16 protein-coding genes and 1 pseudogene are annotated in these 19,275 nt (G+C 67.5%); 5 read left to right on the top strand and 12 right to left on the bottom strand.

Annotation, left to right across the window (positions count from 1 at the left end):
* Positions 1 to 3: 3 nt before the first annotated feature.
* Positions 4 to 1,194 carry a heme biosynthesis protein HemY gene (locus tag WS62_RS17805; RefSeq protein ID WP_066573307.1) on the top strand — a complete coding sequence of 397 codons (1,191 nt, stop codon included), beginning with the start codon at positions 4 to 6 and terminating at the stop codon, positions 1,192 to 1,194.
* Positions 1,195 to 1,296: 102 nt separating this feature from the next.
* Here the strand turns inward: WS62_RS17805 and WS62_RS17800 are convergent, their stop codons facing one another.
* The 3 genes from WS62_RS17800 to WS62_RS17790 form a co-directional block, all read right to left on the bottom strand.
* Positions 1,297 to 2,604: an MFS transporter gene (locus WS62_RS17800; RefSeq protein ID WP_066573304.1), complete on the bottom strand. Its 1,308-nt coding sequence runs from the start codon at positions 2,602 to 2,604 to the stop codon at positions 1,297 to 1,299.
* A 53-nt stretch (positions 2,605 to 2,657) separates the two neighbouring features.
* The gene (locus tag WS62_RS17795) at positions 2,658 to 3,416 is read right to left on the bottom strand and encodes an SDR family oxidoreductase (RefSeq protein WP_066573301.1); all 759 of its coding nucleotides are present in this window, start codon (positions 3,414 to 3,416) and stop codon (positions 2,658 to 2,660) included.
* An 87-nt stretch (positions 3,417 to 3,503) separates the two neighbouring features.
* Positions 3,504 to 4,943 carry an aldehyde dehydrogenase family protein gene (locus WS62_RS17790; RefSeq protein ID WP_066573298.1) on the bottom strand — a complete coding sequence of 480 codons (1,440 nt, stop codon included), beginning with the start codon at positions 4,941 to 4,943 and terminating at the stop codon, positions 3,504 to 3,506.
* A gap of 160 nt (positions 4,944 to 5,103) precedes the next feature.
* On the opposite strand from WS62_RS17790, the gene ppa reads away from it, so the two are divergent.
* Positions 5,104 to 5,631 (top strand): inorganic diphosphatase, encoded by a 528-nt coding sequence (gene ppa, locus WS62_RS17785; RefSeq protein WP_066573288.1) that lies wholly within the window; start codon positions 5,104 to 5,106, stop codon positions 5,629 to 5,631.
* A 55-nt stretch (positions 5,632 to 5,686) separates the two neighbouring features.
* Here the strand turns inward: ppa and WS62_RS17780 are convergent, their stop codons facing one another.
* The 3 genes from WS62_RS17780 to WS62_RS17770 all read right to left on the bottom strand — a co-directional run bounded on the left by WS62_RS17780 (position 5,687) and on the right by WS62_RS17770 (position 9,809).
* On the bottom strand, positions 5,687 to 6,382 hold the full coding sequence (locus WS62_RS17780; RefSeq protein ID WP_066573277.1) for a GIY-YIG nuclease family protein: 696 nt from the start codon (positions 6,380 to 6,382) through the stop codon (positions 5,687 to 5,689).
* Positions 6,383 to 6,485: 103 nt separating this feature from the next.
* Positions 6,486 to 7,880, bottom strand: a complete 1,395-nt coding sequence (locus tag WS62_RS17775; protein WP_066573272.1) for a DHA2 family efflux MFS transporter permease subunit — start codon at positions 7,878 to 7,880, stop codon at positions 6,486 to 6,488.
* A 750-nt stretch (positions 7,881 to 8,630) separates the two neighbouring features.
* Positions 8,631 to 9,809 (bottom strand): GNAT family N-acetyltransferase, encoded by a 1,179-nt coding sequence (locus WS62_RS17770; RefSeq protein WP_066573269.1) that lies wholly within the window; start codon positions 9,807 to 9,809, stop codon positions 8,631 to 8,633.
* A 145-nt stretch (positions 9,810 to 9,954) separates the two neighbouring features.
* On the opposite strand from WS62_RS17770, the gene WS62_RS17765 reads away from it, so the two are divergent.
* Both WS62_RS17765 and WS62_RS17760 read left to right on the top strand, forming a co-directional pair.
* Positions 9,955 to 11,655, top strand: a complete 1,701-nt coding sequence (locus WS62_RS17765) for an NAD+ synthase (protein WP_066573266.1) — start codon at positions 9,955 to 9,957, stop codon at positions 11,653 to 11,655.
* A gap of 62 nt (positions 11,656 to 11,717) precedes the next feature.
* Complete coding sequence (locus WS62_RS17760) at positions 11,718 to 12,056, top strand: P-II family nitrogen regulator (RefSeq protein ID WP_010102269.1); 339 nt, start codon at positions 11,718 to 11,720, stop codon at positions 12,054 to 12,056.
* Between the two features lie 310 nt (positions 12,057 to 12,366).
* Here the strand turns inward: WS62_RS17760 and WS62_RS17755 are convergent, their stop codons facing one another.
* The 6 genes and pseudogenes from WS62_RS17755 to WS62_RS17725 form a co-directional block, all read right to left on the bottom strand.
* Positions 12,367 to 13,461 carry a porin gene (locus WS62_RS17755; RefSeq protein WP_010114417.1) on the bottom strand — a complete coding sequence of 365 codons (1,095 nt, stop codon included), beginning with the start codon at positions 13,459 to 13,461 and terminating at the stop codon, positions 12,367 to 12,369.
* A 588-nt stretch (positions 13,462 to 14,049) separates the two neighbouring features.
* A pseudogene (locus WS62_RS17750) lies at positions 14,050 to 14,576 on the bottom strand (LysR substrate-binding domain-containing protein); the annotation flags it as partial.
* A 16-nt stretch (positions 14,577 to 14,592) separates the two neighbouring features.
* Positions 14,593 to 15,372 carry an ABC transporter ATP-binding protein gene (locus WS62_RS17745; RefSeq protein ID WP_066573261.1) on the bottom strand — a complete coding sequence of 260 codons (780 nt, stop codon included), beginning with the start codon at positions 15,370 to 15,372 and terminating at the stop codon, positions 14,593 to 14,595.
* Positions 15,373 to 15,391: 19 nt separating this feature from the next.
* A complete protein-coding gene (locus tag WS62_RS17740) occupies positions 15,392 to 16,105 on the bottom strand; it encodes an ABC transporter permease (RefSeq protein WP_010102276.1) in 714 nt (237 codons plus the stop codon).
* Positions 16,102 to 16,791 carry an ABC transporter permease gene (locus tag WS62_RS17735; RefSeq protein WP_066573258.1) on the bottom strand — a complete coding sequence of 230 codons (690 nt, stop codon included), beginning with the start codon at positions 16,789 to 16,791 and terminating at the stop codon, positions 16,102 to 16,104. The genes WS62_RS17740 and WS62_RS17735 overlap by 4 nt, the downstream gene beginning before the upstream one ends.
* A gap of 210 nt (positions 16,792 to 17,001) precedes the next feature.
* Positions 17,002 to 17,778 (bottom strand): ABC transporter substrate-binding protein, encoded by a 777-nt coding sequence (locus WS62_RS17725; RefSeq protein WP_066573255.1) that lies wholly within the window; start codon positions 17,776 to 17,778, stop codon positions 17,002 to 17,004.
* 412 nt (positions 17,779 to 18,190) lie between these two features.
* On the opposite strand from WS62_RS17725, the gene WS62_RS17720 reads away from it, so the two are divergent.
* Positions 18,191 to 18,889: a pirin family protein gene (locus WS62_RS17720; RefSeq protein ID WP_066573252.1), complete on the top strand. Its 699-nt coding sequence runs from the start codon at positions 18,191 to 18,193 to the stop codon at positions 18,887 to 18,889.
* The last annotated feature ends 386 nt before the right edge of the window (positions 18,890 to 19,275 follow it).

Raw genomic sequence — 19,275 nt, 5'->3', positions numbered from 1 at the left:
GACATGACGCTGCGTGGAATCATTTGGCTCGCCGTGCTGTTCGCGATCGCCGCGGGACTCGCGACGGTCGGCCGCTTCGATACCGGCCAGGTGCTGATCGTCTATCCGCCGTATCGCGTCGACGTGCCGCTTAACTTCTTCGTGCTCGCGATCATCGTCGCCTTCATCGTGCTGTACGCGCTGATGCGGATCGTGCGCAATGTGTGGCGGATGCCGCAGCGCGTCGCCGCGTACCGCGCGCGGATGCGCAACGAGCGCGCGCAGGCATCGCTGCGCGACGCGCTCGCGAACCTGTACGCGGGCCGTTTCTCGCGTGCGGAGAAGGCCGCGCGCGACGCGCTCACGGTCGATGCGAACCAGGGCGCGGCGAGCCTCATCGCCGCGGCGGCGACGCACCGGATGCACGAGTATGCGCGCCGCGACGAGTGGCTCGCGAAGGTGAGCGGCCAGGAATGGCAGGACGCGCGCCTGCTCGCGACGGCCGACATGCGTGCGGACGGCCGCGACGCCGAAGGCGCGCTCGCCGCGCTCGCCGAGATGCAGGCGTCGGGCGGCAAGCGGATCCACGCGCAGCAGATCGCGCTGCGCGCGCAGCAGCAACTGAAGAACTGGGCCGAGGTGCTGAAGATTGCGAAGGCGCTCGAAAAGCGCGAGGCGCTGCATCCGGCCGCCGCCGTGCGTCTGCGCCAGCAGGCCGCCGAGCATCTGCTGCGCGATCGCCGGCACGACGCCGACGCGTTCCTCGAGGTGTGGCAATCGCTGTCGGCGGCCGAACGGCAGTCGCCGCGTCTCGCGGATCTCGCCGCCGAACTATTGATCGCGCTCGAGCGCCGGCCGGAAGCGCGGCGGATCGTCGAGGACGCGCTCGCGCACAACTGGAACGCGCGGCTGTTGCGCCGCTATCCGGACACGGCGGGCTCCGACGCGCTTCCGTTGATCCAGAAGGCGGAGGGCTGGCGCCGGGACCGGCCGGAAGACGCGGACCTGCTGTTCGCGCTCGGCCGCCTGTGCCAGCAGCAACAGCTGTGGGGCAAGGCGCAGTCGTTCCTCGAATCGGCGCTCAAGCTTGCCGACGACGAGCCGCTCAAGATCCGCACGCATCGCGCCCTTGCGCGTCTGTTCGAGCGGCTCGGCGAATCCGACAAGGCCGCGCAGCACTATCGCGAAAGCGCGCTCGCGATGACGGTCGTCTGAGCGTTCGCGCCGGGTTCTCGCTCGGCGGGCGGTGACGGCGGAAAGAAAGCGGCGGCCTCGATGGCCGCCGTTTTCGTTTGCAGCGATGCGTCGCGAATCGACTCAGATGTCGACGAGCGACTTCGGCACCGATAGCGCGAGCAGCCCGCCCAGCACGAGGAACCCGGCGAGCATGTACATTCCCGCGTCGTTCGACGCCGTCGCCTGCTTGAGCCAGCCGACGAGATACGGGCTCAGGAAGCCGGCGAGGTTGCCGACCGAATTGATGATCGCGATGCCCGCCGCAGCGGCCGTGCCGCCGAGGAACGCGGTCGGCAGGCTCCAGAAGAGGGGGAGCGTCGTCAGGATGCCCATCGTCCCGATCGTGAGGCCGAGCATCGCGAGCAGCGTGTCGTGCGCCCATACGACGGACAGCACGAGCCCGACCGCGCCCACCGCCGCGGGGATCGCGAGGTGCCAGCGCCGCTCGCGGCGGCGGTCCGCGCTGTGCGCGATCGCGAGCATCGCGACGACGGCCGCCGCGTACGGCACGGCGGACAGCAGGCCGATCGTGAAGGTATCGGTCACGCCCGTCGACTTGATGAGCGTCGGCAGCCAGAAGCCGACGCCGTAGAGCCCCATCACGAACGAGAAGTAGATGAGGCCCATCAGCCACACGCGCGGACTCGTGAACACGACGGAGAGCGGCAGGTCTTCCTTGCGCGCATCTTCGAGCGCGATGTTGCGCGCGAGGAGCGCCTTTTCGTCGTCGTCGAGCCATTTCGCCTTCACGATCCGGTCGTCGAGCGCGAACAGCAGCAGGATGCCGACGAGCACCGACGGCACCCCTTCGAGCAGGAACAGCCATTGCCATCCATGCCAGCCGTTCGCCCCGTCGAAAGTCTTCAGGATGTAGCCGGAGATCGGGCCGCCGACGACGCCCGACAGCGCGACGGCCGTCATGAAGAGTGTCGTCATCCCGCCGCGGCGGTGCGCCGGATACCAGTAGGTCAGATAGAGGATCACGCCGGGGAAGAAGCCCGCCTCGGCGGCGCCGAGCAGGAAGCGCATCGTGTAGAACATCGCGGGCGTCGACACGAACATCGTCAGCGCCGAGATGATTCCCCACGTGACCATGATCCGCGCGATCCACACCCGCGCGCCGACCCGGTGCAGGATCACGTTGCTCGGCACTTCGAACAGGAAGTAGCCGACGAAGAAGATCCCGGCGCCGAGACCGTAGACCGCATCGGACAGGTGCAGGTCGGACGCCATCTGCAGTTTCGCGAAGCCGACGTTCACGCGGTCGAGATACGCGACGACATAGCAGAGCAGCAGCAGCGGCGCGAGCCGCCACGAGACCTTGCGATAGGTCGCCGCCTCGAAGGCGGACGGCGGGGTCGGCGTGAACGCCGGCGCGGTGCTGGCCATGATTGTCTCCTCTGGCGTGTTTTGATTGCGAGGGGCGGCGCGCGCCGCCGCGTTCAGACGCAGCGGCCGCCGTCGACTTCGAGGCATGCGCCGGTGACGAACGCGGCGTCGTCGGATGCGAGATAGAGCGCCGCGTTCGCGATGTCCTGCGGCGTCGACAAGCGGCCGAGCGGGATCGTCGCGATGAAGCGCGCGCGGTTCTCCGGCGTGTCCGGCACGCCCATGAACTCGCTCGTGAGCCCGGTCTCGCCGAGCACCGGGTTCACGCAGTTCACGCGGATCCGGTCGGGGCCGAGCTCGACGGCGAGCGTCTTGCTCGCGGTGATCATCGCGCCCTTCGTACTGTTGTACCAGACGAGGCCGGGGCGCGGCCGCACGCCCGCCGTCGATGCGACGTTGACGAACGCGCCGCCGCCCGCCTGGCGGAAATGCGGAACGAACGTTTGCACGCTCCAGAAGAGGCTCTTCATGTTGACTGCGTATACGCGGTCGTATTCGGCTTCGGTCACGTCGAGCACCGGTTTGTTGCGATGCGTCGTGCCGGCGTTGTTGACGACGATCTGCACGCCGCCGAATGCGTCGAGCGCCGCGTCGAGGAGCGCGCGCCAATCGTCGCCGCGCGATACGTCGCCCGCGACGGCGAGCGCGCGCCCGCCCGCGAGTGCGATTTCGCTCGCGACGCGCTCGGCCGCCGGCGCGTTCAGATCGTTGACGACGATGCACGCGCCTTCGCGCGCGAACGTTTTCGCGATGCCTTCGCCGAAGCCCGAGCCTGCGCCCGTGACGACGGCGGTCTTGCCGCTGAGCCGCATCCGTTGTCTCCTGGATTTTGTTTTGGGTCTTGCCGTGACGAGCACGGGCGGCGACGCGCGATCGCGCGCGCCGTGCCGCGCCTTCGGTCAGTCGTGCTTGAGCGCGATCGTCTTTAGCACGGTGAAGCCGTACAGCGCCTCGAAGCCTTTCTCGCGGCCGTAGCCCGAGCGGCCGGTGCCGCCGAACGGCAGCTCGACGCCACCGGCCGCGCCGTAGTTGTTGACGAACACCTGTCCTGCGCGCAGCCGTCGCGCGAGCCGCATCTGGCGCGCGCCGTCGCGCGTCCACACGCCTGCGACGAGCCCGTATGGCGTGCCGTTCGCGAGCGCGAGCGCTTCGTCCTCGTCGGCGAACTTCATCGCGGCGAGCACCGGGCCGAACACTTCTTCCTGCGCGAGCCGGTGGGTGTGCGGCACGTCGCGCAGCAGCGCGGGCGCCTGGTAGAAGCCCGTTTCGGGTGCGTCCGGCACGACTTCGCCGTGCGCGGCCATCACGATGCCGTCGTGCTGCGCGTCGGACAGGAAATCCCACACGCGCTGTTGCTGCTTCGCGCTGATGAGCGGCCCGCAGTCGAGATCGGCGCGGCCGGGGCCGACCTTCAGGGCGTTGAACGCGGTGGCGAGCCGCTCGACGAGCGGCTCGTAGACCGCCTTGTCGATCAGCACGCGGCTGCCGGCCGAACAGGTCTGGCCGCCGTTCTGCACGATCGCGGACACGAGGACGGGCAGCGCGGCGTCGAGGTCCGCGTCGGCGAACACGATCTGCGGCGACTTGCCGCCGAGCTCGAGCGTGACGGGCGCGTGGTGTTCGGCCGCCGCTTGCGCGACGAGGCGGCCCGTGTCCGGCGAGCCGGTGAACGAGATGTGGTCGATGCCCGGATGGCGCGCGAGCGCCGCGCCGGCTTCGTGGCCGTAGCCCGTCACGACGTTGAACGTGCCCGCGGGGAGCCCGGCTTCGGCGGCGAGCGTCGCGACGCGCAGGATCGACAGGCACGCGTCCTCCGACGGCTTGACGACGCATGCGTTGCCCGCGGCGAGCGTCGCGCCGACGCTGCGCCCGAGGATCTGCATCGGGTAGTTCCACGGCACGATGTGCCCGGTGACGCCGTGCGGCTCGCGCAGTGTGAGCACCGTGTAGCCGTCGCGGTAGGGCAGTGTCTCGCCGTGCAGCTTGTCCGCCGCGCCCGCGTAGAACTCGAAGTAGCGGGCGAGCGCGTCGGCGTCCGCGCGCGCCTGCGTGAGCGGCTTGCCGGTGTCGCGCGATTCGATGAGCGCGAGCTCCTCGCGGCACGCGGCGACGAGCATCGACAGCCGGTACAGCATGCGCCCCCGCTCGGCCGCGCCCGCTGCGCCCCACGGGCCATCGAACGCCGCGCGGGCCGCGTGCGCGGCCGCGTCGACGTCGGGCGCGGTGCCGCGCGCGAGCCGCGCGAACGGCTCGCCGTCGGACGGATCGATCACGGCGATCGTCTCGCCGCCCGCGGGCGGCGCCCACGCGCCCGCGATGAAGTGCTTCGCCTCTTCCATGCTCGCTCCCGGCGCGTCGCGCCGTGTCTGATCGTTGCCCGATTATCGGCCGAACGCGACCGGAGCGCCATCGGGCGATTGGCTATAATGCGCATTCCATCGGAGGCGCCCGCGAGGCCGCCATCCGTCCCGATTCCCATCCGAACTTCAGAGAACGCTCATGAGCTTCAGCAACGTCCCGGCCGGCAAGGATCTGCCGCAAGACTTCAACGTGATCATCGAGATCCCGGCGCAAAGCGAGCCGGTCAAGTACGAAGCCGACAAGGAACTCGGCCTCCTCGTCGTCGACCGCTTCATCGGCACGGGCATGCGCTATCCGGTGAACTACGGCTTCATTCCGCAGACGCTGTCGGGCGACGGCGATCCCGTCGACGTGCTCGTCATCACGCCGTTCCCGCTGCTCGCGGGCTCGGTCGTCCGCGCGCGCGCGCTCGGCATGCTGAAGATGACCGACGAATCGGGCGTCGACGCGAAGCTCGTCGCGGTGCCGCACGACAAGGTCTGCCCGATGACGGCCAACCTCAAGTCGATCGACGACGTGCCCGGCTACCTGAAGGACCAGATCAAGCACTTCTTCGAGCAGTACAAGGCGCTCGAGAAGGGCAAGTGGGTGAAGGTCGAAGGCTGGGACGACATCGACGCCGCGCACAAGGAAATCAACGAAGGCGTCGCGAACTTCAAGAAGTAACCGGCGGGCCGGCGCCCGCTGCGCCGTCCGGTTGCGCGAAACCGCGCGTGTCTCGTCACGAGGCCGCGCGGTTTTGTTTGGTGCGCGCGCGGCGCGGGGCGGCGGCGGTTTCGGATGCGCTCGTGCTTGCCGCGGCCGCGCGAATGGTCTTTGCTGCTTTGGGGGCTTTGGGGGGTTGGGGGGCTTTGGGGGCTTTGGGGGCTTTGGGGGCTTTGGGAGCGTCCGACGCCTTCGATGTTTTCGACGCCTTCGATGTCTTCGATTTCCTCGCCACCGTTTGCACGCCAGTCGCCTCAGCCGCCTCAGCCGCCTCGATCGCGTCGGACGTGCCGAGCGCCCGGGCGACATCGCGACGAGACGCGGCCTTCGGCTCCCCCGACGCCAGGGCCAACGCGACGACGTTCGCCGCCTCCGCGGCTTCGCTCGCGTCCGCCGCCGCCCCGGCATCCGCCGCCGCGTCGCCTTCCGCGGCGACAACCTCCGCCGGCAGTACCGACTCGAGCGTGCGCCCGCCCGCCGCGAGCTCGCGCTTTTGCGCGGCGGTCAGCCGTTTCACCCAATACTCGGCGCGCGACGCGCTCGAGCGATCGGCGAGCTCGAACGACGCGAGCACGGCCTTCGGCTTGCGCGCGCGCGTGTAGCGCGCGCCCTTGCCTTGCGCGTGCTGCGCGAAGCGTGTGGCGACGTCGGTCGTGATGCCGGTGTAGACGCTGCCGTCCGCGCATTCGATCAGATACAGGTACCAGGACATGAAGGGCGGCGTGATGCGAAGCCGCCAGTGTCGCAGAAATTGCGCGGCGCGAGCGCGCGATTCGCCCGTCGGTTCATCTGGCGGCGGCCCCCCGGTCGCGCGGCTAGCGGTGCGCGACCGCGTGGCCGGGCCGCGTGCGCGTCACGGGCGCTTCCTGGATTCGCCGGAAGATCGCCGCGGACACGAGCGTCACCGCGCCGACGCAGACGAAGCTCAGCTTGAAGCCGAGCAGCGCCGAGCCGGTCTGCTCGCCGAACAGGCTCGTGAGCCCGCTTCCCACCGACGCGCCGAGCCCCATCGACAACATCTGCACCATCGAATACAGGCTATTGCCGCTCGCCGCGTCGCGGTGCGGCAGGCCTTTCAGCGTCACGCTGTTCATTGCCGCGATCTGAATCGAGTTGATCGCGCCGAAGATCGCAATCAGCGCCATTTCGGCGACGAGCGGCGTGTCGGGGCCGATGGCCGCGAACAGCGCGATCACGGCGCCGACGATCAGCGTGTTGACGAACAGAAACGTACGATAGCCGTAGCGGCGAACGAGCGGCGCGATCCACGGCTTCGCGATCACACCCGCGATGGCGGCCGGCACGAGCATGAGCCCCGAGCGCAACGGAGAATAGCCGAATTCGAGCTGCATCATCAGCGGCAGCAGGAAGGGCGTCGCGCCGATGCCGATCCGCGAGACTAGGTTGCCGGCGAGGCCGACTGCGAAGTTCGGTTCGCGCAAGAGTTCGAGCCGGAAGAGCGGATTCGCGCGCCTGCGCGCATGGGCGACGTACACGATCGCCGCAGCCGCGGCGATCGCGGTCACGCCGACGGTCCAGTTCGTGTAGCCGCCGTCGGACAACGAGTCGATCGCGAGCGAGCCGGCGATCATCGCGATCGACAGCAGCGTGTAGCCCGTGTAGTCGAACGGCGGAGGATCGATCGGCTCGTCGCGCGGCATGTAGCGGTGGACGGCGACGAGGCCGACCGCGCAGATCGGCAGGTTGACGAGGAACACCCAGTACCACGACATCGACTGCGTGAGCCAGCCGCCGAGCGTTGGGCCGAGGATCGGCCCGATCTGGCCGAAGATCGACACGAACGCGAGCGCGGCCACGTATTCGTTGCCGGGCACGCCGCGCAGTACCGCGAGCCGGCCGATCGGCAGCAGCATCGAGCCGCCGATGCCTTGTAGCACCCGGGCGACGATGAGCTGCGTCGCGCTCGTCGCGGCCGCGCAGCACAGCGAGCCGAGCGCGAACACGACAATCGCGACGAAGAACACGCGACGCGTGCCAAAGCGATCCGCGAACCAGCCGGACGCGGGTGTGAGTGTGGCCATCGCCAGCGTGTAGGCGGTGACGACGCCGTGCATCGAGAGCGCGTCCTGGCCGAGCGCGTGGGCGATCGACGGCAGCGCCGTGTTGACGATGGTCGTGTCGACGGACTGCATGAAGAACGCGGTGGCGACGATCCATAGCAGCGTCGTTCGGGAAGAGGTGTTGGGCATGAGCGCGGACCGATGAGTTGGGTGCGTCGCGCCTGGCGCGCGCGACGCAAGCCCCGCCGCCTCGGGCGGCGCGCAGCGCTTGCCCGAGATCGTCGGGGGCGTTGGTTAGTGGGCGCGCGTGTCGAGGCGCGTGGCGGGCGGCAGGCCAGTGGCCGGAGCGGCTCCCGCCGCGCGGGCCGCTCGGCGAGCGCCGGGGGGTGGGAAGCCTGATGGCTTGCGCCGCCACGCTGGTTTCGAAGACGCCATTTCAAACGGCGTTTCGGGACTGATATCGAGCGATAAGAATGGTCGGCGCATGCCGTTTAGAATCGGCAGATCGAATGGCATCATTTAATACTCCTAATTGATAATCCGCGTGAAGATTCTCAACCAAAAGATCAAAATGTCTCCCCATCCTCTCCGACCGCGTCAGGCGGTGCGCCGAAGGGTGAAGCTAGCGGGTGGCCCTGGAATATGAACGTTTTTATCGATTTTCAGAATATCGATTCTGAAAATCAGAAACAGGGACGAAAGCGAATGAAATCCGTTTCTCTCTATTTCGTGCGCATTAAGCGCACCGAAAGTCTGGGGGGGTTGTGCGAATATTGCAACCGAATAATCTTTCAATTTCCGATTTGGAACGAATGATAATCAAATATCTCGCATAACCTGTTAAGGGAAATGAATGGCGATGCCGTTTTGGAAGCCGGCGCGCCGCGCTCGCGCGACTGCCGGCCGCGGGACGAGGCGCGCGCGGGCGTCGCGTCGTGGTCAGCGCTCGCCGTCCTTGAATGGATTGTGCTCGCGCAGCTCGTCGACGTACGCGTGGATCTGGTTCGTCTCCTGCGCGAGGAAGCGGCCGACCGCATCGGCGAACGCCGGATGCGCGAGCCAGTGCGCGGAGCGCGTGACGGTCGGCATGAAGCCGCGCGCGAGCTTGTGCTCGCCTTGCGCGCCGCCTTCGAATGTGTCGAGCCGCTCGTCGATGCAGAACTCGAGCAACTGGTAGTACGCGGCCTCGAAGTGCAGGCACGGCACCTGTTCGAGCGCGCCCCAGTAGCGGCCGTACAGCGTGCCGCCGCCCGCCGCTTCGCGCTGGTAGACGGCGAGCGCGCTCGCGATCGGCCGGCCGTCGCGCTCGGCGATCACGAGCAGCAGGTTCTCCGGCATCGTCGCGCCGATCTCGCGGAAGAAGTCGAGATTCAGGTACGGGCTCGAAAAGTGCTCGCGGTACGTCTGCCGGTAGCAGCGCGTGAAGAGGCGCCAGTCGGCGTCGGTCGCGTCCTCGCCGCGCACGCGGCGCAACGTGACGCCGGCTTCAGCGACCTTGCGGCGCTCCGCGCGGATGTTCTTGCGCTTCTTCTGTTCGAGCGTGCCGAGAAATTCGTCGAAGTCGCGATAGCCGTCATTCAGCCAATGGAACTGCACGCCTTCGCGCAGCATCATCCCCATGTCGGCGAGCACGCGCGCTTCGTCGTCGGTCGGAAACAGCACGTGCAGCGACGACACGTCGCTCTGCTCGGCGAGCGCGACGAGCGTCGCGGCGAGCCGGCGGCGCGCGTCGTCGCCGACGGCGAGGAGCCGGCTGCCTTGCACGGGCGTGAACGGCACCGCGCACAGCAGCTTCGGGTAATACGGCAAATCGTTGCGCTGATACGCGTCGGCCCACGCCCAGTCGAATACGTATTCGCCATACGAATGGCGCTTCGCGTAAACGGGCGCGGCCGCGACGAGCGCGCCCGTCGCGCCGTCCGTCAGCGTGACGAAGCGGGGCGCCCAGCCGGTGCCGTCGACCGCGCAGCCCGCGCGGTGCAGCGCGCTCAGGAAGGCGTGCTTCAGAAAGGGCGTCGGGCGCTCGGCGCGCGCGACGAGCGCGTCCCACTCGGCGGCGCTTGCGTCGAGCGGAGACGACAGGATGCCCATGCGATAATCGCAGCGTTCGTGTTTCAACGATCTGAATCCGTTTCGTTCGTACCCGGTTGTACCCGTTCGTACCCGTTTGCACCGTCGGTCAGGCGCGCTGCCGCGCCAGCCGTCCGTGCGTTTGATCAAAGCCGCACGCGCTGCGGCCCGAGGAGGCCGCGCTGATCCCGTGATGAAAACCCGTATCGCACTTGCCCAACTCAACGTCACCGTCGGCGATTTCGCCGGCAACGTCGCCAAGATCGCCGCCGCCGCGCGCGCCGCGCACGACGCCGGCGCGCAGCTCCTGATCGCGCCGGAACTCGCGCTGTCCGGCTATCCGCCCGAGGACCTGCTGCTGCGCCCCGCGTTCTACGCGGCGTCGGACGCGGCGCTCGCCGAGCTCGCCGCGCTGCTGAAGCCGCTCGCGGGGCTCGCGGTGCTGGTCGGCCATCCGCAGCGCGCGGCCGGCTCGGGCGCGCCAAGCGCCGATGGTAATGCAAACCGTCCGATCGAGCGCGGCGTCTCGCCAACCGATACCTATAACGCGGCGTCGCTGATCGTCGACGGCGAGGTCGTCGGCACGTACCGCAAGCAGGACTTGCCGAACACCGAGGTGTTCGACGAGAAGCGCTATTTCGCGACCGACGCCGCGCCGTACGTGTTCGAGCTGAACGGCGTGAAGTTCGGCGTCGTGATCTGCGAGGACGTGTGGCACGCGTCGGCCGCGCAGCTCGCGAAGGCGGCGGGCGCGCAGGCGCTGATCGTGCCGAACGGCTCGCCGTATCACATGAACAAGGAAGCGGTGCGGATCGACATCCTGCGCGCGCGGATTCGCGAGACCGGCCTGCCGATGATCTACGTGAATCTCGTCGGCGGCCAGGACGAGCTCGTGTTCGACGGCGGCTCGTTCGTGCTCGACGGCGCGGGCGAGCTCGTCGCGAAGATGCCGCAGTTCGAGGAAGGCAACGCGATCGTCGAATTCGACGGCGCGCGGCCGCTGCCTGCGCGAATCGCGCCGGAGCTGCCCGTCGAGGCGCAGGTGTATCGCGCGCTCGTGCTCGGCGTGCGCGACTACATCGGCAAGAACGGCTTTCCGGGCGCGATCATCGGGCTGTCGGGCGGCGTCGATTCGGCGCTCGTGCTCGCGGTCGCGGTCGACGCGCTCGGCGCCGATCGCGTGCGCGCGGTGATGATGCCGTCGCGCTACACGGCCGACATCTCGACGACCGACGCGGCCGAGATGGCGAAGCGCGTCGGCGTGCGCTACGACGAGATCGCGATCGCGCCGATGTTCGACGCGTTCCGCGCGTCGCTCGCGGGCGAATTCGCGGGCCGCGCCGAAGACGCGTCCGAGGAGAACATCCAGGCGCGGATTCGCGGCACGCTCTTGATGGCGCTGTCGAACAAGTTCGGCTCGATCGTGCTGACGACGGGCAACAAGAGCGAGATGGCGGTCGGCTATTGCACGCTGTACGGCGACATGGCGGGCGGCTTCGCGGTGATCAAGGACATCGCGAAGACGCTCGTCTACCGGCTCTGTCACTACCGCAACGCCGCGCTCGAATACGGCAAGCTCGACGTCATTCCGGAGCGGATCCTGACGCGCGCGCCGTCCGCCGAGCTTCGCGAGAACCAGACCGACCAGGACAGCCTGCCGCCGTACGACGTGCTCGACGCGATCATGCGGATGTACATGGAAGAGGACCGGCCGCTCGCGGCGATCGTCGCGGCGGGCTACTCGGAGGCGGACGTCAAGCGCGTCACGCGGCTCATCAAGATCAACGAGTACAAGCGCCGCCAGGCGCCCGTCGGCATTCGCGTCACGCATCGCGCGTTCGGGCGCGACTGGCGCTATCCGATCACGTCGCGCTTCACCGAGAGCATCGACTGACGCGGCGCGCGGCGCGTAGAATCGGCTGACGACTTTCATTCATTCGAAGCAAGGGGCACATCATGAAACGCATCACCGCCATCATCAAGCCGTTCAAGCTCGACGAAGTGCGCGAAGCGCTCGCCGAAGTCGGCCTGACGGGGCTTACCGTGACGGAAGTGAAGGGCTTCGGCCGCCAGAAGGGCCACACGGAGCTCTACCGCGGCGCCGAGTACGTGGTCGACTTCCTGCCGAAGATGAAGATCGAGGTGGTGGTCGCGAACGATCTCGTCGATCAGGTGATCGACGCGGTGATCGGTGCCGCGCGCACCGGCAAGATCGGCGACGGCAAGATCTTCGTGTCGGATGTCGAGCGCGTGATCCGGATTCGGACGGGCGAGGAGAACGAAGCGGCCGTCTGAGGCTGGATTGCTCGGAAGAGGGAGGCCGTCTCGGCGCGGCGGGGCCGGGCGGCTCCGGCGGCGCGACGTCGTATGGGTGCGCGCGTTCGCGCATGGCGTTTGACGTATCGTGTCGCGCGCGAGGTCGCGCGACGTGCCGCTCAGTCTTGCTTCGTCAAGCGTTGCGCCGTTCCGCCATTCCGCCATTTCACGGTTTCGGCCCGCGCAGCATAAAAAAACGGTGCGATACCCATGGGCATCGCACCGGTACGCGCCTCTCGCAGCAGCGTGAAAAGATCCTCTATCGGTTCAGACGATCCAGCGTCCGTGCTTAGAACAGGTGCTGGATGCCGGCGTACACGCCCGTCTGGCTGCCGCCGAACTTCGGATTGCCGGTCGAGATGTCGGTGCCCGCGCCGTTGGCGTTCAGGCCGAAGTTCGCGGTCTTGCTGTTGCGCACCGTCGCGACCTGAACGTCGAACAGCGTGCGCTTCGAGATGTTGTACGAGCCGCCGACCGTGTAGATGTTCGCGTTGCCGCCGCCGTGGTTCGCGTTGACGTGATACACGGCTGCGATCAGCGCGGCTGCCGGCGTGGCTTGCCACGTCACGCCGCCCCAGACCTGCTGGGTGCCCGTGATGCCGTTGTTGGCGACCGGGCCGCCGCTGCCGTCGGCGTGCGACGACTGGTAGGCCGCCTGCAGCTTGAACTGGCCGAGGAACACGTTCGCGCCCGCGAAGTATTCGCGCGAGTAGTTGAACACGTCGGAGAACTTGCCGTTGCTGTCGCGCGTTTCATCGTAGATGCCGCGCAACTGGAACAGCGATGTCGTGTAGGTGATCTGCGCACCGGCCGCGCGGCCCGGCTGGCCGGCCGTGGTGTTGCCGTTGAAGCTCGTCGAGTTCGAGAACGAGAACTGGCCGTAGAAATCGAGACCGTAGTACTTCGGCGACTGGTACGACACGTTGTTGCTGGTCTTGTTCCAGTTGCGGCCGCGCACGAGCGAAGCCGTCGACCACGACGACTGGCCGAACGGGTCGAAGTCCCACACGCCGTTCGCGATCGCGAGTTCGCGGCCGAGCAGCAGGGTACCGTATGCGTCGTTGGAGATGCCGATCGTCGCCCAGCGATTCCAGAGGCTGCCGCCGCCCGGGCCGTTGCCGCTCATCGTGTCGAAGCTGCCTTCCAACTGGAACACGATCTTGTTGCCGCCGCCGATGTCTTCGGAGCCCTTCAAGCCCCAGAGGCTCGTGCCCCAGTCGCCGCTTTCCGCGCGCCAGCGGCTCGAGCTGCCGCCGTTCGCGCTCGGCAGGCCGCTCATGTATTCGATGCCGGCGTCGAGACGGCCGTACAGCGTCACGCTGCTTTGAGCGTGAGCCGCCACTCCGGCAGTCGCCAGTACTGCCGCGAGCATAACTTTCTTCATCATCTCCTCCATACCCTGTCAAAAAGTCAACCCAGAACTGCGCAACATGTCCGGCTTTGCATGCCGGACAAAATGGGTAACCAGAGAGACCGCGTGCAGGCCGGGTGGGCGACGCACGTGAGCGAGCGGCGGGAGTGCCGTTTTGCGGGCCCGTGCGGCCGGATGGCCTGCCGGGGTCTCCTGTCGTCATGAAGTCAAACTACATTTCATGACTTTCGTTTTGCTACTTTGGTTACTAATTTAGCAAAAATACACTTTTGTGGCGACGAAAATCGTTGTTTGACTAGCACGTGTCGCCAAATTGCCATATACGTGTGCGCAAGCACGCCGAGCGACGCTCGTGGAGGCGGTCGGAACCCTTGTCCACCAAGGCACTCACGGAACCCGGCGGGGTGGGTCAAGGATTGCCACTATTGACGCTGGAAATACGTGGGAGTAGGCGCGTCGGCGCCGATTGTGTCGGGAATTCGCAATGAAAATGCGCGGCCGCGGACCGTGCGAACGTCGTTCGGCCGGACGGCCGAACGGACGCGGCGCGGTCGACGGCGGCCGGCGTCAACGCGCGTGCGCGGGCGCCGACTCGATCGGTTACGCGCGAATCCAGCGATGCGCATCGGTGTGTGCGTGCTTCGCGTGTGAATACACCTTCACCGTGTCGCGCGGGATCTCGAACGGCGCGGCGAAGATCCGGATCGGCGCCGCGTGGCGCAGCACTCGGCCGCGTGGCGCGGGACCGTCATCGGCAAGTCGGAATCGGCGACGATGGACGGCGCCGCGAGCACCGTCGGCCACTGTACGGCGACCCGCCGCTCGCGTCCGAACTCGTTGTGCACGTAGCCGATCACGCCGCGCGTCTCGCTCCACGGCGTGACGACGACGTGCCGCGCCGCGCGATGCTGCGCGACGCTCAGGCGGCGCCGGATCGGCGGACGGCGTTCGCTCGCGATCGCGACGCAGTCGTCGGCGAACCAGTCGAAGTTCTCGATGCCGGGCGCGACCGCGCTGGTTTCTTCGTGATAGCCGGGCGCGAAGTCGAGCCGACTTGCCGAGAAATCCTCGGTCGCGACCTTGCGGCCCGAATGGACGACCCGGAAGCGCAATGGCGGCGCGACGCGCCCGCTCGGCGGTTGTTTACTTGAGGCTGCCGGACAGGAACTGCTTCAGGCGCTCGCTCTTCGTGCCGCCGAACACGTCGGCCGGCGCGCCTTCCTCTTCGACGCGCCCCTGGTGCAGGAACATCACGTGATTCGATACGTTGCGCGCGAAGCCCATCTCGTGCGTGACGACGATCATCGTCCGACCTTCTTCGGCCAGCTTCTGCATCACCTTCAGCACTTCGCCGACAAGCTCGGGGTCGAGCGCCGACGTCGGCTCGTCGAACAGCATCACGTCCGGATGCATCGCCAGCGCCCGCGCGATCGCGACCCGCTGCTGCTGGCCGCCCGACAGGTGCGACGGATACTGCTTCTCGACGCGCGGCGCCAGCCCCACTTTCTCGAGGTATTCGCGCGCGCGCTCCTCGGCTTCTCGTTTCGGCATGCCGAGCACGTGCACGGGCGCTTCCATCACGTTCTCGAGCACGTTCATGTGCGCCCACAGATTGAAGTGCTGGAACACCATCGCGAGCTTCGTGCGCACGCGCTGCAACTGCTTCGAATCGGCCGCCTTGAGCGCGCCCGTCTTGTCCTGCGCGGTGCGCACTTCTTCGCCGTCGACGAAGATGCGGCCCGCGTTGGGCTGCTCTAGGAAGTTGATGCAGCGGAGCATCGTGCTCTTGCCCGAACCGGACGAGCCGATCACGCTGATCACGTCGCCCGCGTTCGCGCGCAGCGAGACGCCTTTCAGAACTTCGTTGTTGCCGTAACGCTTGTGGAGATCGTCGACGAATAGCTTGTGCATCTGGGTGTTCATCCGAGGCGGATCCGGAAATTCATTTGCCTTGCGGGCGCAGATACGCGAGCCAGCGACGCTCGGCGCGGCGGAACAGCCACACGAGCGTAAACGAGATCGCGAGATAGAGAAGGGCGGCGATGCCGAATGCGTGGAACGACATGTAGGTTGCCGAATTGACGTCGCGCGCGATCTTCAGGATGTCGGGCACGGTCGCCGTGAATGCGACCGTCGTCGCGTGCAGCATCAGGATCACTTCGTTGCTGTAGAGCGGCAGCGCGCGGCGCAGCGCCGACGGCAGCACGACCCGCCGATACAGCGTGAACGTCGACATCCCGTACGCGCGCGCGGCTTCGATCTCGCCGTACGTGGTCGCCTTGATCGCGCCCGCGAAGATCTCGGTCGTGTACGCGCAGGTGTTCAGCGTGAACGCGAGCAGCGTGCAGTTCATCCCGTCGCGGAAGAACGCGTCGAGCATCGGCGCGCCGCGCACGACTTGCAGGCTGTAAAGCCCGGTGTAGCAGAGGAGCAGTTGCACGTAGAGCGGCGTGCCGCGGAACACGTACGTGTAGAGCCAGACGGCGCCCGCGAGCCACTTCTTCTTCGACACGCGCGCCACCGCGAGCGGCACGGACAGGCAGAAGCCGATCCCGATCGACACGACGAGCAGCCACAGCGTGATCGCGAGTCCCGTGAAGCGATACCCGTCGGTATACAGGTAGTTGCGCCAGTATTCTTGGATCAGCTCGATCATAGGTCAGCCTTGCGTACGCCCGTCGAATAACGCTTTTCGAGCCACATCAGCACGAAGTTCGAGATCGTCGTGATCGCGAGATAGATCGCGCCGGCGAGCAGCGTGAAGAAGAAGAACCGCAGCGTGCCCTTGCCCGCGTCCTGCGACGCCTTCACGACGTCGGCGAGGCCGATGATCGACACGAGCGCCGTCGACTTCACGAGCACCTGCCAGTTGTTGCCGATGCCGGGCAGCGCGAAGCGCATCATCTGCGGGAACATGATCCGCGTGAACACCTGCCAGTTCGTCATCCCGTACGCGCTGCCCGCTTCGAGCTGGCCGCGCGGCACCGACAGGAACGCGCCGCGAAACGTCTCGGTGAAGTACGCGCCGTAGATGAAGCCGAGCACGAGCACGCCGGCCGCGAACGGATCGATGTCGATCTGATCCCAGCTCATCAGATCGGTGAGCTGGTTCAGCCAGATCTGCAGGCTGTAGAAGAGGAGCAGCATCAGCACGAGGTCCGGCACGCCGCGGATGAGCGTCGTGTAGAGCGTGCCGATTCCGCTCGACAAGCGGTTCTTCGACAGTTTCGCTGCCGCGCCGACGAGGCCGAGCAGAAACGACAGCACGAGCGACAGCACCGCGAGCTTGACGGTCTGCCAGGTGCCGGAAAGTATCAGCGGGCCGTAGCCTTGAAGAAACATATGTAGTCCTTGACGGCGCGTCGTGCGCGCCGCGAAAGACGCGTCCCGCGTGTTGCGCGAGACGCCCCGTGCGTATCATTGCCGCTCCGCCTTCGCGGATCGCGCCGTCGCCTGCGTTCGGGCAGGGCGGCGGCGCTTCGCAGCGCGTGGTGTCGACCGCTGGTGCTGCACGGGCCGCGCGCCGGTCGCGACGCGCGGCCCGCTCGGCGGCTACTTCGCCGAATAGATGCGGTACGGGAAGTACTTGTGCGACAGCTTGTCGTACGTGCCGTCCTTGTGCATTGCCGCGAGCGCGCGGTCGATCGCGTTCTTCAGGTCTGTGTCTTCCTTGCGCAGCCCCATCGCGGTGCCGTCGCCGAGCGTCTTCGGATCCTTGACGGCCGGGCCCGCCCACGCGAAGCCCTTGCCGCGCGGCGTGCGCAGGAAGCCGTAGTCGGCCTGCAACTCGTCTTGCAGCGTCGCGTCGAGGCGGCCCGAGCCGAGATCGGCGTACACCTGATCCTGGTTCTGGTACGACACGACCGTCACGCCCTTCGGCTCCCAGTGCGCCTTCGCGAACGTCTCCTGGGTCGAGCCCTGCTCGACGCCGACGTGCTTGCCCTTCAGCGACTCGACGGTCGGCGCGAGCGGCGAGCTCGCCTTCGCGATCATCCGCGCGGGCGCGTCGTACAGCCTGTCGGAGAAATCGATCTGCTCGCGGCGCTTGTCGGTGACGGTCAGCGACGACACGATCACGTCGAACTTCTTCGCCTTCAGCGCGGGGATGATGCCGTCGAGATCCTGCGGCGTCCAGACGCACTTCACGTTGATCCGCTTGCAGACTTCCTTCGCGAGATCGACGTCGAATCCGACGATCTCGCCGCTCGGCGCGGTCGATTCGAACGGCGGATAGCTGGCGTCGACGCCGATCCGCACGGTCTTCCACTCCTTCGCGAAGGCGCCGCCCGCCGCGATGGCGAGGGCCGCGCACAAGGCGAGCTTCTTCATGTCGTTCCTCATCCTGACTTCCCCGCCGCGCGGCCGGATGCACCGGGCATGCGCGCGCCGGGCGTATTCTAGGCGGCCAAAATTCGCGTTCGTCGATGCCGGTGCGGCCTGCTTTGGGGCGGAGCGCCGTCGACGGCGGCCAAAAGCGCGGTATTTTACCCGAACGTCGGCCGCGGCTTCGAAGAAACGGCGAGTGGGTCTTGCCGGCCGCTCGGCCGCCCGGCGTGTGAGGCCGCGCGACACCGCGCGGCGCATCGCGTCGGCTCCTTGGCGTCGCTTGCCCATGCGCGGCGCGCCGCTTGTGCAGACGATTGCGCGGATCGGCGCAACGATCCGGTGCGCGCGCGCAGGATTGTTGCGGATGCGTGCCGCCCCTACATTCGAGGATGTCGATTTTTCAGTGGGAGGCGCCATGTTCCAGATCCGCCGCGCAGGTGACCGCGGTCATGCCAATCATGGCTGGCTCGATACCCGTCACAGCTTTTCGTTCGCCGACTATCGCGATCCCGATCACGTGCATTTCGGCGCGCTGCGCGTGCTGAACGACGACCGCATCGCGCCGACGCGGGGCTTCGGCATGCATCCGCACCGCGACATGGAGATCATCACGTACGTGCTCGACGGCGCGCTCGCGCACCGCGACAGCATGGGCAACGGCTCGATCATCCGCGCGGGCGACGTGCAGCGGATGAGCGCGGGCACGGGAATCGTGCACAGCGAATACAACGCGTCGCGGGACGCGCCGCTGCATCTGCTGCAGATCTGGCTGCTGCCGATCGAGCGGGGCGGAAAGCCCGGCTATCAGGAGGTGCGCTTCACCGATGCCGACAAGCGCGGCCGGCTGCGGCTCATTGCGTCGCCGGACGGGCGCGATGGGTCGGTATCGACGCGGGCGGACGCGACGATCTACGCGGGCCTCGTCGACGGCGGCGAGCGCGCCGAGTTCGCGGTGCCGGCGGGGCGGCGCGTGTACGTGCACGTCGCGCGCGGCAGCGTGACGGTGAACGGCAAGGCGCTGGCGGCGGGCGACGGCGCACGCATCGCCGACGTCGAGACCGTTGCGTTCGAGCGCGGCGAGCGCGCGGAGGTGCTGTTGTTCGATCTCGCGTGACGCGATTCGCGGCGGGCGGGAGGTCGGGCGCTTGGCACCGGCACGGAGAGACGGCGCAAGGAGAGGACGCGGCAAGCCGTGTGCCGATGCGAAAACACCGCGAGCGGGCGTGCGCCCGTTCGCGGTATTTGCTTCAACGGCGACCGGTCGCCTGGCCGATAGCCACGGACGAGATACGGCCGACGAGATGCGATCGGTCGGAGCGCGTCGTCGGCCCGATGAAGCCGATCGGGCGGCGGATGGTCATGCCAAGCCGAGCGAGCGGGGGCCGATCAAGCGGAACCGATCAAGCGGATCGATCCCGCGCGATCGCCCGGCCCGGCAGCCGAGCGCGCCCATACCCGCCGAACGCCATCCGGCCGGTCGCCAAAGGCCGCATCATGCAG

The sequence above is a fragment of the Burkholderia sp. ABCPW 14 genome, assembly GCF_001523835.1.
In the GTDB taxonomy this organism is placed as follows: Bacteria; Pseudomonadota; Gammaproteobacteria; order Burkholderiales; family Burkholderiaceae; genus Burkholderia; species Burkholderia mayonis.
This window is presented reverse-complemented; position numbering and strand designations above follow the sequence as displayed.